Source organism: Vibrio sp. 14N.309.X.WAT.E.F5 (genome assembly GCF_030397615.1).
In the GTDB taxonomy this organism is placed as follows: Bacteria; Pseudomonadota; Gammaproteobacteria; order Enterobacterales; family Vibrionaceae; genus Vibrio; species Vibrio lentus.
This window is the reverse complement of record NZ_JAPNXR010000004.1, coordinates 216311-230230: the sequence shown is the minus strand read 5'-3', so window position 1 is coordinate 230230 and position 13920 is coordinate 216311. Positions and strand designations below refer to the sequence as shown.

The window sequence follows — 13920 nt, the reverse complement described above, 5'->3', positions numbered from 1 at the left end:
TAAGTGGTAGATGTGTACTAGTTAAGAATATTGGGGATAGCCAATCTAAATGGGTCGACTTCTGTTATGAAATCAATGCCTTTATGATCGGTCATTACATAGTGTCCTTGCATGACTCCCACTGGGGTTTCGATGACGGTGCCACTGGTGTATGTGTATTCGTCATTGGCTTCAATCACAGGTTGCTGTCCAACCACGCCATCACCTTCTATGGTGAGTTGTTTACCGTTGGAATCGGTAATCAGCCAGCGGCGAGACATAAGTTGTACCGTTGTTTTACTTAGATTTTTGATGGTAATGATGTAAGCGAAAACGTAGCGATTCTTAGATGGCTCAGATTGTTCTTCAATATATTTAGAATGAACTTGGCATTTGATACAAGGCGTAGATATATCCATATTCGCACCTTTTGTTGTTGGTATGCTTTAAGTATTACATAAAAAATAGGCTCCTCACCGAAGTGTAGGAGCCTTTTTCGATTATTTGTCAGCGTTGTGACTGTCGTGCAACCAGTTCGCCATATCGACAAACTGTTCGAGCGTCAGGTTCTCAGGGCGCATGCCCGGGTTTACACCTAGCTCTTCAAGTACTTCCTTGTCGATTAGGCTCTTGTAGCAGTTACGTACTGTTTTACGACGCTGGTTAAAGCCTTCGCGACATACGCGATCTAACCACTTAAGATCTTTTGCCGGGTAAGGCAGTACTTCATAAGGCTGAAGGCGAACGACTGCAGAGTCTACTTTCGGTGGCGGAACAAATGCTGTTGGTGGCACTTCTAGTACAGGAGTGACTTTACAGTAATATTGAGCCATAACCGTTAGACGACCGTAAGCTTTAGTACCAGGACCCGCTGCCAATCGGTTAACAACTTCTTTTTGAAGCATAAAGTGCATGTCTTGCACGTCTTTATGAAACTCAAAAAGGTGGAACATCAATGGTGTAGAGATGTTGTATGGCAAGTTACCGAAGATACGTAGCTTGTTGTTTGGCTTAACAAGTTGTTCGAAATCGAACTTCATTGCATCGCCTTCATAGATCGTTAACTTTTCAGCAAGATCAGGGTGATTACGCAGACGTTCAGCAAGATCTCTATCCAGTTCAATCACTGTGAACTTGTCGACAAGCTTACCAACAGGCTCAGTAATCGCACCAAGACCAGGGCCGATTTCGACTAAGTTCTGGCCTGGTAGTGGGTTAATACTCGATACGATTCCATCAATAATGTATGGATCGTTAAGGAAGTTTTGACCAAAACGTTTACGCGCTTTGTGCCCTAAGTGGACATCATTTCTCATTGCTTTTTCTCTACTAATTCAATGGCGTGCGTGAGCGCTGTTCTAAAGCTCCCTGTATCGGCTTGGCCTTTCCCTGCCAAGTCTAAGGCGGTACCGTGATCGACTGATGTGCGAATAAACGGTAAGCCAAGCGTGATGTTCACTGAGCGACCAAACCCTTTGTATTTCAATACCGGGAGTACTTGGTCGTGATACATACCTAAAACAGCATCTGCATCTTGCAAATATTTTTCATTAAAGATGGTGTCTGCTGGTAATGGGCCAACTAAATTAATACCATCTTTCTGGCGAATTTTTCCTAGCGTAGGGGTGATAGTTTCTATCTCTTCACGACCCAAACAACCATCTTCACCCGCATGTGGGTTCAATCCACACACGTAAATAGTTGGTTTCTCTATAGCAAACTTTTCGACCAAATCTTTATGCAGAATAGCAATGATTTGCTCTAATCTGTCTTCGGTCACTGCTTGAGATACATAAGCTAGCGGGATGTGCGTTGTTACTAGAGCAACACGCAGCCCTTCTGTTGCCAACATCATCACGACAAGTGGAGTATTGGACTTCTCTGCAAAGAACTCGGTATGGCCACTAAAAGCAACGCCAGCTCGGTTAATTACACCCTTGTGAACAGGGCCGGTGACAATAGCATCAAATTCATCATTCATACAGCCAATTGCTGCGGTTTCTAATGTATTTAATACGTAGTGGCCGTTCGCTTCATTAAGTTGACCCGCGACGGCGACTTCAGCGAGTGGAACATGTTTCACAACCAGTGTTCCAGAGCGTTGAGGTTGCTTAGGCGCTGTTGAGTCGTAGTCCAACAGCTCAACCTTAATCCCTAACATTTCAGCTCGCTCTGCTAGTAGGGTTTTGTCCGCACAAACGACGAGCTGATGTGGCCAGCTTTCTTGAGATAGAGCCAGAGTTAGATCTGGCCCAATTCCCGCTGGTTCACCTGCCGTAATGACAAGGCGTTTAGTTGTCATCTTGGTCGTCCTCAACCATTTCAACAAAAGCACTCGCTCTTACTTCTTGCAGCCAAGCGCCAGCTTCTTCGTTGAACTTACGGTTAAATAGAATTTGGTATGCTTTATTCTTTAAAGCTGAATCGGTTCGGTCTACTTCTCTGCGATCAAGCACTTCAACAATGTGCCAGCCATGAACCGTTTTGAATGGTGCGCTGATTTTACCTTCAGGTAGTGTTTCCACTTGATGCTTGAATTCAGGTACGTATAAATCAGGAGTTTGGTAGCCTAACTCGCCGTCTTGAACTGCTGAACCTGGATCTTGGCTGTATTGCTGCGCAAGTTCACCAAAGCTTGCTTCACCTGCGTTTACGCGACGAGTGATTTCTTCAAGCTGCTCTTTCGCACCATCATCACTCAGGATAACCGTTGGTTTAATCAAAATATGACGTGCATTTACTTCGGTAACTGCAACGGTTTCCAAACCTTTTACGTCTTCAATTTTTAGAATATGGAAGCCAACACCACTTCGGAAAGGACCGATGATGCTACCTTTGTTTTGCATTTTTATTTGATCTGCAAAAATCGTAGGCATCTCTTCTTTACGCATCCAACCCCAATCACCACCTTGCAGTGCTTTAGGGCCTTTAGAGTAAGTGTAAGCCATGGTGCTGAAGTCTTTGCCGTTGTTGAGTTCTTCCACTAAATCTGTCGCTTGTGCTTCCAGCTCTTCTTTGGTTTGGTCATCATTGAATCGAAGTTGAATGTGGCCAATTTTGTATTGAACCGTCGCATTGGTTTCTTGCGCTAAGATGTCCGCTAGGTTGTCTACTTCTGCAGGAAGGATATTAATACGACGGCGAACCAAGGCATTACGAGCTTCACTTGCTGCAATCTCTTTTCTTACTTGCTCACGAAATGCGTTGTAGCTCAGGCCTTCTTCAGCAACGGAGGCTGTAAGCTGAGCGACTGTCTGGTTGTTATCTTTCGCAATGTCTTCGATTGCTTGATCAAGTCGAGCATCATCAATACGAACACCGATACGTTCTGCTTCTTGAGTTTGAATTGTATCGATGATCAGCTTTTCTAGAACTTGCTCATTCAATACATCTTGTGACGGTAATGTTTGACCGCTTTTCTTAGCGTTTGCACGCAGTGTTTTCATTGAAGCGTCGATGTCACTTTGTAAGATAACGCCCTCGTTAACGATAACTTTTACGCTGTCTAGCTCGACCGGCGCTGCAAAGCTTGTTGATAAAGTACAAGTCGCTGCGATAGCAATTAATGTGCGTTTCCACAATGTCATGTGTAATCCTTTAAATTTACTGATGTTTTATCAATAAAGAAAATTAGTTGTTTAAGAAGAATGGGCGACCATAGCTTAGAGAGTTGTCAGAGCCGCTCTCCCCAATAGCGCCTGAATCGGAGCCTAAATTAGTACCAAAGCCAACAATACCGAAGTTCACACTGAAGTTATTTTCATATTCAGGTGTAGTATTTGGATTACTAATGTTATTGGTCAAACGGTTACTATAGGTAAAGCCGATGTACCAACAATCTGATTTATAGTTCAGACGAGTTAACCACTCTAGATCTTCTTGTGTGGTTAAGTCATAGAAATATTGAGCACTTGTGCTCCATTTCGGTGAAATTTGGTAAGCACCAAGCAAACCGGCTTGCGATATACCATCTCTAGTTATTGATGATACGTCAAAATCTACAGTTTCATTTATGTATTCTTCTGTAACGTAGCGATAGTTAGTTTGGATGTAACCACCCGCAAAGCGGTATTCAAGTGTGCTATTGGCCAGTTGCATCGAAGATGAGTCAATATCGTATTGCACGCCACCATGGTAGAAAAGATAGTCATCGTAGTTGAAGTCCATTTCAATAGCCCAAGAAGAATAATTAGTTTTATCATCAGATCCTTCACTGTTTAGGGTTTGCTTTGTATCTTTATCAAAATAGAATATTTGACCAAATGATATATTCAGACGCTCTTTATATTCATCATCAAAGAAGCGAGATGATGCACCGTAGCTGACTTGGTTTGCCGCAGCAATTCGATCTACGCCACTGTATTTGCGACTTCTGAATAAGCCATAGTAATCAGTCTGTAGTAGTGTTGTATCGTAAAGGCCAATTTCGCTTTGATCCTCTTCGGGTACGTAAAGGTACTGCACTTGAGGCTCTAACGTCTGTGTATAGTTACCTACAATAGTGGTATCTCTCTCCAAAACGATACCGGCGTGGCTTCTAAATTCAGGTATCACACGGCTTACTGATTCTTCTAGTCCTTCATAGTCAGATCCACTACCTGTATCAACGCCATCAAGATCTTGCTGATAATAAGTACCAAGTAATCGAGCTTCTGTTGTCCAAGTACCCCAAGTGTTTCCAACTGGAATTGTAATGCCAGGTTCGACGTGCATACGCGTCGCTGATGGTTTACCAGAAGCGTCGGTATCGAACATCGATATATGACTGATGAGGTCGAAATCTAGGTAATCCATGACCTCCGGAGCATAGTAGTTATACTCTAGCTGTGGCATTAAGCGGTAAGGCAGGTTGTTGCTTGTGGTAAGAACCTGAAAGTCTCGTACCAATACTGAGGCATCCCAGTTTTGTGAACGGTAGGTCGCTTGTCCTTCCTGAAGCAGTTGTCCATCTTCACGGTTACCAATACCAGAACTTAAGTCGGTAAAGTAATCAATATCACTGACTTTTGAGTAGTCGACTTCAAACAACCAAGATTGCTGGAATATGCCAGAGTGCTGTAGTTGAGCCCCCCAACGGTCGCCTTTTTCTGAGTATTTTTGGTCGTCAGGTAAGTATTCAGACTCAATGCTGCCAGAGCCGAAATCACTCAAATACCTGAACTTACTGTTGAGCTGAGTGCCACGTTCTTGCATGTACTTGAAAGTAGTTTCCAAATCGTAGTTTGGCGCTAAGTTCCAGTAAACGGGAACTTCTGCTTCAAAACCATCACTTGAACCGTAAGAGACGGTTGGATACAAGAAACCAGTTTTACGTGTGTCGCCGACAGGTACAGTTAAGTACGGTAAGTAAAATACTGGGACACTTTGAATTTCAAAGCGTGGATTATAAAAGGTGGCTTGTTCTTCGTCTTGGTCGACGCTGATGCTCGATGCTCTTAGACGCCAAGCGTTATCACCAATAGGACAAGAGGTAATCGAGCCATCTTCGATCTCATAAACCGCCTTGCCTGTTTTCGCAATATATACCGCATTACCTCGACCTGGCTCGCAAAGAAATTCGTAGTCGGTATTTTCTAGCGTCATTTCATCGGTAGTGAGGTTATTGGTCGCCTTGTCTGATATAGACTTGATTTGACCATCACTAAAGTTCACGTTGCCTTCAGCTACAACGATGTTTTCTTGTTGGTGAAGCGTTACATTATCAGCAAGGATGGTTTTATTTCCTTGCGTAACTCTTACATCACCTGAATATATTGCCTTGTCACCATTGATAGCCTCTAAGCGATCTGATTCCACATGAGCGGGCAGTTGTGTCTCGTTTTCGGCAGCGGGTTCGATCAAGCATTGATCTATAGAGGGCATTTCCTGCACACTACTATCGGTGATTGTTTCAGCTTGAGTTGTCGACACGTATAATGCCGTACTTATAGACGCGGCTAACAAGGTGCGGGAAAAAGATTGCATGAAGTTGAACTATCCTGTGTCACTAGATGAAGGGTTGATCTAGTATCAATCCAATTAATAAAGCATTTTCCTTATGATAAAGGAAATATTAGCATTCAGCATCATCAGACAGCGTTACTCAGATAAAATTCATAGATAGAGAACACATAATGCAAATATTTGGCAAAATTTTGGGCGCTTTTTTTGGCTTTTTATTTGGAGGTCCGCTTGGTTTAGTTTTTGGCCTATTTTTGGGGCATCAATTTGATAAGGCTCGACGTTTAAACCAATCGGGGTTCAATAGTTCTGGTTTTGGTCGTGGACCAAGCCAAGCAGAAAGGCAAAACGAGTTCTTTAAAGCGGCTTTTTCGGTTATGGGACATGTTGCTAAAGCCAAAGGCCAAGTTACACCTGAAGAGATTCAGCTCGCTTCTACAATGATGGAGCGTATGAACCTGCATGGCGAGCAACGAAAAGCTGCCCAAGATGCCTTCCGTGACGGTAAAGAGAGTGACTTTCCATTAAGTGATGTACTTGAGCGTGTGAAGATATCATCGGGTGGTCGTTTTGATCTTCTACAGTTCTTTTTAGAGCTACAGGTATCTGCGGCATTTGCCGATGGAAGCTTGCACCCAAGTGAACGTCAGGTTCTGCATAAGATAGCGCAAGGCCTCGGATTTTCTGCAGAACAGCTAGAGCGCCGCTTGCAGATGCAAGAAGCTGCATTCCGTTTTCAACAGCAGGGTGGAAGCTTTGGTGGTCATCAAGGCCATGGGCAATCATCAGGTTGGCAACAGGCTTCACAACAGAATCAGCTTGGCGACGCATATAAGGTTCTTGGTGTGAGTGAAAGTGCTGACGGTAAAGAGGTGAAGAAAGCCTACCGTAAACTGATGAATGAACATCATCCCGATAAGCTGATGGCGAAGGGTTTGCCACCAGAAATGATGAATGTCGCGAAAGAAAAATCGCAAGAAATTCAAAATGCTTATGACCTAATAAAGAAGGTCAAAGGTTTTAAGTAATCGAACATTAAACCGAGTAATAACAAAATTACTCGGCTTTTATTAAAGGGAATTATATGACGGTAACGTATCAGAATGTTCTAGAGTTTTGGTTCGATGAATTGACGCCAAAAGACTGGTTTACTGGCGGCGAAGAAATTGATGTTTTGATAGAGTCTCGATTTGCTGAGGTGCACAAGGCAGCGACTCAAGGTGAGTTATTTGAATGGCGACAAAACGCACAGGGACGATTGGCTGAAATTATCGTGCTGGATCAGTTTTCTCGAAATATTGGCAGAAACAGTCCGGTTGCATTTTCAGCAGACCCGATGGCACTAGCTTTAGCTCAGGAAGCGGTCGCTGGTGGTTTTGATCACCAGCTTAACGAGCAACAAAAAAGCTTCCTGTATATGCCTTATATGCACAGTGAGTCTTTGCTTATGCATGAACAGGCTGTGATGCTTTTTTCCCAGACAGGCTTAGAGAATAACTTGGATTTTGAGTTTAAGCATAAGGTCATCATCGAGCGTTTTGGTCGCTACCCTCACCGTAATGAGGTGTTAGGGCGAGAGTCAACTGCCGAAGAAATTGAGTTCTTGCAGCAACCGGGCTCAAGCTTTTAATTGTAGAAATCTGGTTCAATAGATAAAAAAGAGGCTAGAGGTTAATAAAAACCTCTAGCCTCTTTTTGTTTAGCTTCATTTATGAGCTTTAACGTTAAAACTAGTTTGCTTGGTTAAGCGACCAATCATAGTCATAACTGATTTTTTTAGTGTTCGTCACCGGCTTTGTTCGATACTGGTCTAAGTGCTGAATGAGCTGTTTCTCTGTACCAAAATCCACAGCAAACCATTCGTAAATGGATGACAATTCAAGATCATTGCTGTTGACTAGTACACCTTTATCACTGTTTATAAACTCGGTCGCCGCTTGTTCTAGTAGTATTTCTATATTGTCAGCAGTAAATGCTTGAGGCTGTAAGTTAGGGCAACCTAAACTCGCGCAATTCACCGCGTAATGCGTACGCGGATCTTGCCAAATAGGCCTTAGGATTCGATGTTCAATATCATTGAGTGTCAGCGACTTTCCATTTACCTTCACTACATCATCTCCCCACGGTCCAAAACTAAACAGTCCGCCGAGCTTGGTGATGGATTTTATTGGGTAGGCATCAAGAATTAAATCGACAGTCACGGCGTTGTATAGATTAACCCAATAGGCATACTGCTCCGCTTTTGAATAGTCGAGTGGATTAACCTGTTCTAATCTCTTGATGTACTGCTTGAGTTTGGTCTTATCGGCAGTGTTCGCTGCTTGGTAACGAACTAGGGTATTTTGACCTTGTTGAACTAAGTAGTTATCGAGGAATAGCTGCCAATCTTGATGAGATACCTGTTCTAGATTGGTTTCGTTACTTTGATTCCAGTATGGCCAAAGATCGGATTTAGGCGCAGACCACGCTAACGTTGAGAAAAGTAGGCTGACAATAAAAAGTAGTTGTTTCATGGCATTCTCCTGATGACTGACTACTAAGACCTTATGTTTTACGATTTTCTTTCATGGCTCTTTAGTTAAATTACAGAGTTAAGTCTAATAAATACTTTCAGCCAAATAAAAAAGGTTGGCGCTAGGCCAACCTTTTTTATGAACACAAAACTGTGTGATTCTACTCCAAGACTTCTTTATTTCAGGAAGCTAGGAATCTTAGCTTCAAACTCTGAAATCTTATCTGCATGTTGAAGCGTTAGGCCGATGTTATCTAGGCCATTCAGTAAACAGTGACGACGGAACTCATCAATTTCAAACGAGTACTCTTTACCGTTTGCACGGACTTTCATTGCTTCTAAATCAACGTCGATCTCAGCACCTTTATTCGCCTCAACGAACTGGAATAGTTCATCAACTTCCTGCTCTGTAAGACGAACCGGAACCATCTGGTTGTTGATTGAGTTACCGTAGAAAATATCGGCAAAGCTTGGAGCGATCATCACTTGAATACCGTAATCGGCAAGCGCCCACGGTGCGTGTTCACGAGATGAGCCACAACCGAAGTTTTCACGAGCCAGTAGAATTGAAGCGCCTTTATAGCGTGGTGCATTCATTACAAACTCAGGGTTTGGCTGTTGGCCTGCATCATCAAGGAAGCGCCAGTCGTGGAACAAATGCTTACCAAAACCGATACGGTTCACTTTCTGTAGAAACTGCTTTGGAATGATCGCATCAGTATCGATGTTGGCCGTATCTAGAGGAACGACTAATCCGGTGTGTTGTTGAAAACCTGACATGTTAAATCCTCTAATTAAAGTTCACGAATATCGACAAAGTGACCAGCGATTGCCGCTGCGGCTGCCATTGCTGGGCTAACTAGGTGCGTACGACCATCACGGCCTTGGCGACCTTCAAAGTTACGGTTTGATGTAGAAGCACAGCGTTCTTGTGGACCTAGACGGTCGTTGTTCATTGCAAGGCACATAGAGCAACCCGGCAGGCGCCATTCAAAGCCAGCTTCGATGAAGATCTTATCTAGGCCTTCAGCTTCAGCTTGTGCTTTTACTTGCTCGGAACCCGGAACGATCAGCGCTTGAACATGTTTCGCTACTTGGCGGCCTTTTGCTACTGCTGCAGCTGCGCGCATGTCTTCGATACGAGAGTTAGTACAAGAACCCACGAAAACTTTATCGACGTTGTAATCCGATAGGGATTTACCCGCTTCAAGACCCATGTAAGCCAGCGCTTTTTCAGCCGATGCCTTTTCAACAGGGTCTGCGAAGCTTTCTGGTGCAGGGATTGGTGTGTCTACTGAGATAACCTGACCTGGGTTGGTTCCCCAAGTGACTTGTGGTTTGATGTCAGCCGCTTCTAGTGTTACAACTGCATCGAACTCTGCATCAGCATCGGTTTTCAATGTGTTCCAGTATTCAATTGCCGCTTCTAGGTCTTCGCCTTGTGGAGAGAACTTACGACCTTTGATGTATTCGTATGTCGTTGCATCTGGAGCGATTAAGCCTGCTTTCGCGCCAAGCTCGATTGCCATGTTACATACCGTCATACGACCTTCCATTGTAAGGTCAGTAATGGCCTCACCACAGAATTCAACCACATAGCCTGTACCGCCAGCGGCTGTTGTCTTGCCGATGATCGCTAATACGATATCTTTTGCGGTAATGCCTTCAGCGACTTTGCCTTTTACTTCGATCTTCATGGTTTTAGCGCGAGCCTGTTTTAGCGTTTGAGTTGCTAGAACGTGCTCAACTTCTGAAGTACCGATACCGAATGCTAATGAACCAAATGCACCATGTGTTGCCGTGTGTGAGTCACCACATACGATGGTCATGCCCGGCAGAGTAATACCTAGCTCAGGGCCCATTACGTGCACAATACCTTGGTATTTGTGGTTTAGGTCGTAAAGCGTGACACCAAACTCTTCACAGTTTTTCGATAGCGTTTCCATTTGGATACGAGCCATCTCACCAGAAGCGTTAATGTCTTTAGTTTGTGTCGATACGTTGTGATCCATGGTTGCAAAAGTTTTGCCTACTTGGCGAACTTTACGACCTTTTTCACGCAGGCCATCAAAGGCTTGTGGCGACGTTACTTCATGGACTAAGTGGCGATCGATATAAAGAATTGGCGTTTCGCCCTTCGCTGCAACCGCAACGTGAGCGTCATAAACTTTTTCGTATAAGGTTTTTGCTTGCTGGTTTGTCGACATAGCTTTTCTTCCTTGGGATCATCAGTCCCAGTGTTTGTTTCTAGCCAAGCCATGCAGTTTAAGCTGACTTGGCTTGATATTATTCTTATGTACTTGCTTCTAATCTAAGTATCTAGCTTATGAAGCTAAGATGTACTCAGCGATCTTGTCACCCATTTCTGAGGTTGTCAGCGCTTGGTTTTTGCCTGCAAGGTCTGCTGTTAACTCGCCTGCAGAAAGTGCTTTAGATACCGCTGTTTCGATGTCTTGCGCCGCAGCTTCTTCGCCTAAGCTGTAACGAAGCATTAGCGCTGCAGAGAGAATTTGCGCGACTGGGTTCGCAATGTTCTTACCTGCGATATCTGGCGCACTGCCACCTGCTGGTTCGTATAGGCCGAAGTTGCTTTCGTTCAAGCTTGCAGAAGGAAGCATGCCCATAGAGCCTGTGATCATTGCACACTCATCAGAGATGATGTCACCGAAGATGTTAGAACAAAGCATCACGTCAAACTGAGATGGATCTTTGATTAGCTGCATGGTCGCGTTATCGATGTACATGTGGCTTAGTTTCACATCTGGGTAGTCTTTCGCTACTTCTTCAACCACTTCACGCCATAGGATAGAGCTTTGTAGAACATTCGCTTTATCGATTGAGTAAACGTTTTTGTTACGTAGACGAGCAGATTCAAACGCAATCTTTGCAATGCGTTCGATTTCGTAACGGTGGTAAACCTCAGTATCAAAGGCTTTCTCTGTTGCGCCTTCGCCTTCACGACCTTTAGGTTGACCGAAGTAGATACCGCCTGTTAGCTCACGAACAACAACGATGTCGAACCCGTTTCCAGAGATATCAGCACGTAGAGGAGAGAAAGACTCTAAACCCTTGTGGATTTGCGCAGGACGTAGATTACAGAACAGTTGGAAGTGTTTACGTAGCGGAAGTAGGGCACCACGTTCAGGTTGGTCGTTTGGTGGAAGGTGTTCCCATTTAGGGCCGCCGACAGAACCAAAAAGTACCGCGTCAGATTCTTCACAGCCTGCAACGGTTGCTTCTGGAAGTGGACAGCCGTGGTTATCAATTGCGATACCACCAACATCATACTCTTCGCGAGAAAAGCTAATTGCGTGTTTCTTTTCAATCGCGTCTAGCACTTTGTGTGCTTGTTGCATTACTTCTGGGCCAATGCCATCACCAGGTAGTACGGCAATTTTGTATGATTTATCTGTCATGTTAATCCTTTAATTCTTGTTACTGAGCTGTTTGGCTCGTTTTAAATTTTGTCCCTAAAGCCAACAACATCGGCTCTAGGGCTCTGTTATTGGGGGCTTAAACTGTCGCGAATTTTTGCTGCTTCATTTCAGCAATAGTGTCTGCGCGTTGAATGCTATTGATAACGTGCAGCAACGCTTGACCAGAAGCTTCAACGATATCGGTTGAAACGCCCGTACCGTGGTACTTACGGCCTTTATAGTTAGCAATGATGTCAGCTTGACCTAAGCCATCTTCGCCTTCACCTTTTGCAGTAAGGTCGAACTTATCCAACGCGATTTCGTAGCCTGTTAAGCGGTAGATACATTGGTATAAAGCATCAACAGGGCCATTGCCGACAGCGGCTTCGCATTTCTCTTCATCACCACATTGCAGTTTGATGCTGGTGGTAGACATAACACTACCAGATTGTACGCTTAGGTAGTTAAGTTTATAGAAGTCATCTTCATCACGTAGATTCGCGAAGTGCATTAATGCTTCTAGGTCGTAATCGAACACTTGTCCTTTACGGTCAGCAAGCTTCAAGAAGTCTTCATACAATGAATCTAGGTTGTACTCATTGTCTTTATAACCCATAGCGTCCATATGGCTCTTAACAGCCGCTCGGCCACTACGGCTTGTTAGGTTTAAGGCTTTGTTTTTCAAACCAATAGACTCAGGTGTCATGATCTCGTAAGTGTTCTTGTTCTTAAGCATGCCATCTTGGTGAATACCTGAAGAGTGGCTGAATGCGTTAGCACCTACGATTGCTTTGTTGTCTTGAATTGGCATGTGGCAAAGCTGGCTTACCAACTTACTGGTACGGTGAATCTCTTTGTGATCCAAGCCGGTATGAACACCCAAAAGCTCTTGACGAGTTTTGATGATCATTGCGATTTCTTCTAAAGAACAGTTACCTGCACGTTCGCCAATACCATTGATTGTGCCTTCAATTTGGCGAGCGCCCGCTTGTACAGCTGCAATTGAGTTTGCAACCGACATACCTAAGTCATCGTGACAGTGAACAGAGATGATCGCTTGGTCGATGTTGGGAACGCGGTCGAATAGCGTTTTGATAATGCCACCAAACTCATTCGGTACTGTATAGCCCACCGTGTCTGGAATATTGATGGTTTTAGCGCCTGCGTTAATAGCGGCTTCAACCATACGACATAGGTTGTCGATAGGGGTACGGCCGGCATCTTCACAAGAGAACTCAACATCATCGGTATAGTTACGCGCATGTTTGACAGCTTTTACTGCCATCTCTACTACGTCATCGTAGCTACGGCGTAATTTGTCTTGCACGTGAACCGTTGATGTTGAGATGAAGGTATGAATACGGAACTGGTCAGCAACTTTAAGCGCTTCTGCTGCGGCGTCGATATCTTTCGCTACGGCACGAGAAAGTGCACAAATACGGCTGTCTTTGATGTGTTTAGCGATGGTTTGTACTGACTCAAAATCACCTGGAGAAGAAATAGGGAAGCCAGCTTCGATAACATCTACACCCAGTCTCTCAAGAGCATAAGCGATCTGTAACTTCTCTTTTACCGTAAGGCTTGCAGCCAATGCTTGCTCGCCGTCACGTAAGGTAGTATCAAAAATTATTACTTGATCGTTCATGGGTGCTTCCTTATATCGATAATGAATCGATTGCTATCCAAATTATTATTAAGAATGATGTTCTTTTAAAAGTGCCAGTTACAAAAAAACCCGCTCAGTGCGGGTTTTAATATTTGTGTAGTTCTTGACCCACAACTTACCCGCGCGATTGGTTCACGATAAGGAGAAGTTTCAGCAGTAGAGAAGAAGAAAAAATCATTACACAAATATCCGTAAATAAACTGTTAACACCATATTTACCGTAATTTATTCTGAGCGTCAAACAAGAAAATCCAATATCAGCGTACATTGGCAGTGTTTTGGTTTGGTTTATGCTGTTTTTTGTTTGATTGTTAGCTAGATCGACTAATTGGTGGTTTTGTATTGGCGGGTTAGTTTATCGTTTGGTTGATGTGTAGGTTAAAACTTTGTAGTAAATCTTTTTAATG

Annotated in this window: 12 protein-coding genes; 2 read left to right on the top strand and 10 right to left on the bottom strand. The window is 43.8% G+C overall.

Features of this window, described 5'->3' with window-relative positions; all coding sequences use genetic code 11:
* Window positions 1–17 precede the first annotated feature (17 nt).
* From apaG to lptD, 5 genes are all read right to left on the bottom strand, one after another.
* On the bottom strand, window positions 18–398 hold the full coding sequence (gene apaG / locus OW495_RS07250; RefSeq protein ID WP_009847827.1) for a Co2+/Mg2+ efflux protein ApaG: 381 nt from the start codon (window positions 396–398) through the stop codon (window positions 18–20).
* A gap of 81 nt (window positions 399–479) precedes the next feature.
* Window positions 480–1295, bottom strand: a complete 816-nt coding sequence (rsmA, locus tag OW495_RS07245; RefSeq protein WP_009847826.1) for a 16S rRNA (adenine(1518)-N(6)/adenine(1519)-N(6))-dimethyltransferase RsmA — start codon at window positions 1293–1295, stop codon at window positions 480–482.
* Window positions 1292–2281: a 4-hydroxythreonine-4-phosphate dehydrogenase PdxA gene (pdxA, locus tag OW495_RS07240; RefSeq protein WP_102513551.1), complete on the bottom strand. Its 990-nt coding sequence runs from the start codon at window positions 2279–2281 to the stop codon at window positions 1292–1294. Before pdxA ends, rsmA begins: the two co-directional genes overlap by 4 nt.
* A complete protein-coding gene (surA, locus tag OW495_RS07235) occupies window positions 2271–3566 on the bottom strand; it encodes a peptidylprolyl isomerase SurA (protein WP_102513550.1) in 1296 nt (431 codons plus the stop codon). The genes pdxA and surA overlap by 11 nt, the downstream gene beginning before the upstream one ends.
* Before the next feature lie 43 nt (window positions 3567–3609).
* Window positions 3610–5943: an LPS assembly protein LptD gene (gene lptD, locus OW495_RS07230; RefSeq protein WP_102513549.1), complete on the bottom strand. Its 2334-nt coding sequence runs from the start codon at window positions 5941–5943 to the stop codon at window positions 3610–3612.
* A gap of 149 nt (window positions 5944–6092) precedes the next feature.
* Between lptD and djlA the strand changes: the two genes are divergently transcribed.
* Both djlA and OW495_RS07220 read left to right on the top strand, forming a co-directional pair.
* Window positions 6093–6947, top strand: coding sequence for a co-chaperone DjlA (djlA, locus tag OW495_RS07225; protein WP_102513548.1), 855 nt, complete (start codon window positions 6093–6095; stop codon window positions 6945–6947).
* 56 nt (window positions 6948–7003) lie between these two features.
* A complete protein-coding gene (locus OW495_RS07220; RefSeq protein WP_102513547.1) occupies window positions 7004–7549 on the top strand; it encodes a DUF924 family protein in 546 nt (181 codons plus the stop codon).
* A gap of 100 nt (window positions 7550–7649) precedes the next feature.
* Here the strand turns inward: OW495_RS07220 and OW495_RS07215 are convergent, their stop codons facing one another.
* The 5 genes from OW495_RS07215 to leuA form a co-directional block, all read right to left on the bottom strand.
* Entirely contained in the window at window positions 7650–8432 is a 783-nt protein-coding gene (locus OW495_RS07215) for a DUF547 domain-containing protein (protein WP_102513546.1), read from the bottom strand.
* Window positions 8433–8608: 176 nt separating this feature from the next.
* The gene (leuD, locus tag OW495_RS07210) at window positions 8609–9211 is read right to left on the bottom strand and encodes a 3-isopropylmalate dehydratase small subunit (RefSeq protein ID WP_102513545.1); all 603 of its coding nucleotides are present in this window, start codon (window positions 9209–9211) and stop codon (window positions 8609–8611) included.
* 14 nt (window positions 9212–9225) lie between these two features.
* Window positions 9226–10638, bottom strand: a complete 1413-nt coding sequence (leuC, locus tag OW495_RS07205) for a 3-isopropylmalate dehydratase large subunit (RefSeq protein ID WP_102513544.1) — start codon at window positions 10636–10638, stop codon at window positions 9226–9228.
* A gap of 117 nt (window positions 10639–10755) precedes the next feature.
* Window positions 10756–11847 (bottom strand): 3-isopropylmalate dehydrogenase, encoded by a 1092-nt coding sequence (gene leuB / locus OW495_RS07200; protein ID WP_017109323.1) that lies wholly within the window; start codon window positions 11845–11847, stop codon window positions 10756–10758.
* A gap of 97 nt (window positions 11848–11944) precedes the next feature.
* A complete protein-coding gene (leuA, locus tag OW495_RS07195; RefSeq protein ID WP_009847816.1) occupies window positions 11945–13492 on the bottom strand; it encodes a 2-isopropylmalate synthase in 1548 nt (515 codons plus the stop codon).
* Window positions 13493–13920: the final 428 nt, after the last annotated feature.

Bases quoted from the DNA above. Each gene is read 5' to 3' on its own strand.
- apaG (WP_009847827.1), bottom strand. From the start codon at position 398: ATGGATATATCTACGCCTTGTATCAAATGCCAAGTTCATTCTAAATAT.
- rsmA (WP_009847826.1), bottom strand. From the start codon at position 1,295: ATGAGAAATGATGTCCACTTAGGGCACAAAGCGCGTAAACGTTTTGGT.
- pdxA (WP_102513551.1), bottom strand. From the start codon at position 2,281: ATGACAACTAAACGCCTTGTCATTACGGCAGGTGAACCAGCGGGAATT.
- surA (WP_102513550.1), bottom strand. From the start codon at position 3,566: ATGACATTGTGGAAACGCACATTAATTGCTATCGCAGCGACTTGTACT.
- lptD (WP_102513549.1), bottom strand. From the start codon at position 5,943: ATGCAATCTTTTTCCCGCACCTTGTTAGCCGCGTCTATAAGTACGGCA.
- djlA (WP_102513548.1), top strand. From the start codon at position 6,093: ATGCAAATATTTGGCAAAATTTTGGGCGCTTTTTTTGGCTTTTTATTT.
- OW495_RS07220 (WP_102513547.1), top strand. From the start codon at position 7,004: ATGACGGTAACGTATCAGAATGTTCTAGAGTTTTGGTTCGATGAATTG.
- OW495_RS07215 (WP_102513546.1), bottom strand. From the start codon at position 8,432: ATGAAACAACTACTTTTTATTGTCAGCCTACTTTTCTCAACGTTAGCG.
- leuD (WP_102513545.1), bottom strand. From the start codon at position 9,211: ATGTCAGGTTTTCAACAACACACCGGATTAGTCGTTCCTCTAGATACG.
- leuC (WP_102513544.1), bottom strand. From the start codon at position 10,638: ATGTCGACAAACCAGCAAGCAAAAACCTTATACGAAAAAGTTTATGAC.
- leuB (WP_017109323.1), bottom strand. From the start codon at position 11,847: ATGACAGATAAATCATACAAAATTGCCGTACTACCTGGTGATGGCATT.
- leuA (WP_009847816.1), bottom strand. From the start codon at position 13,492: ATGAACGATCAAGTAATAATTTTTGATACTACCTTACGTGACGGCGAG.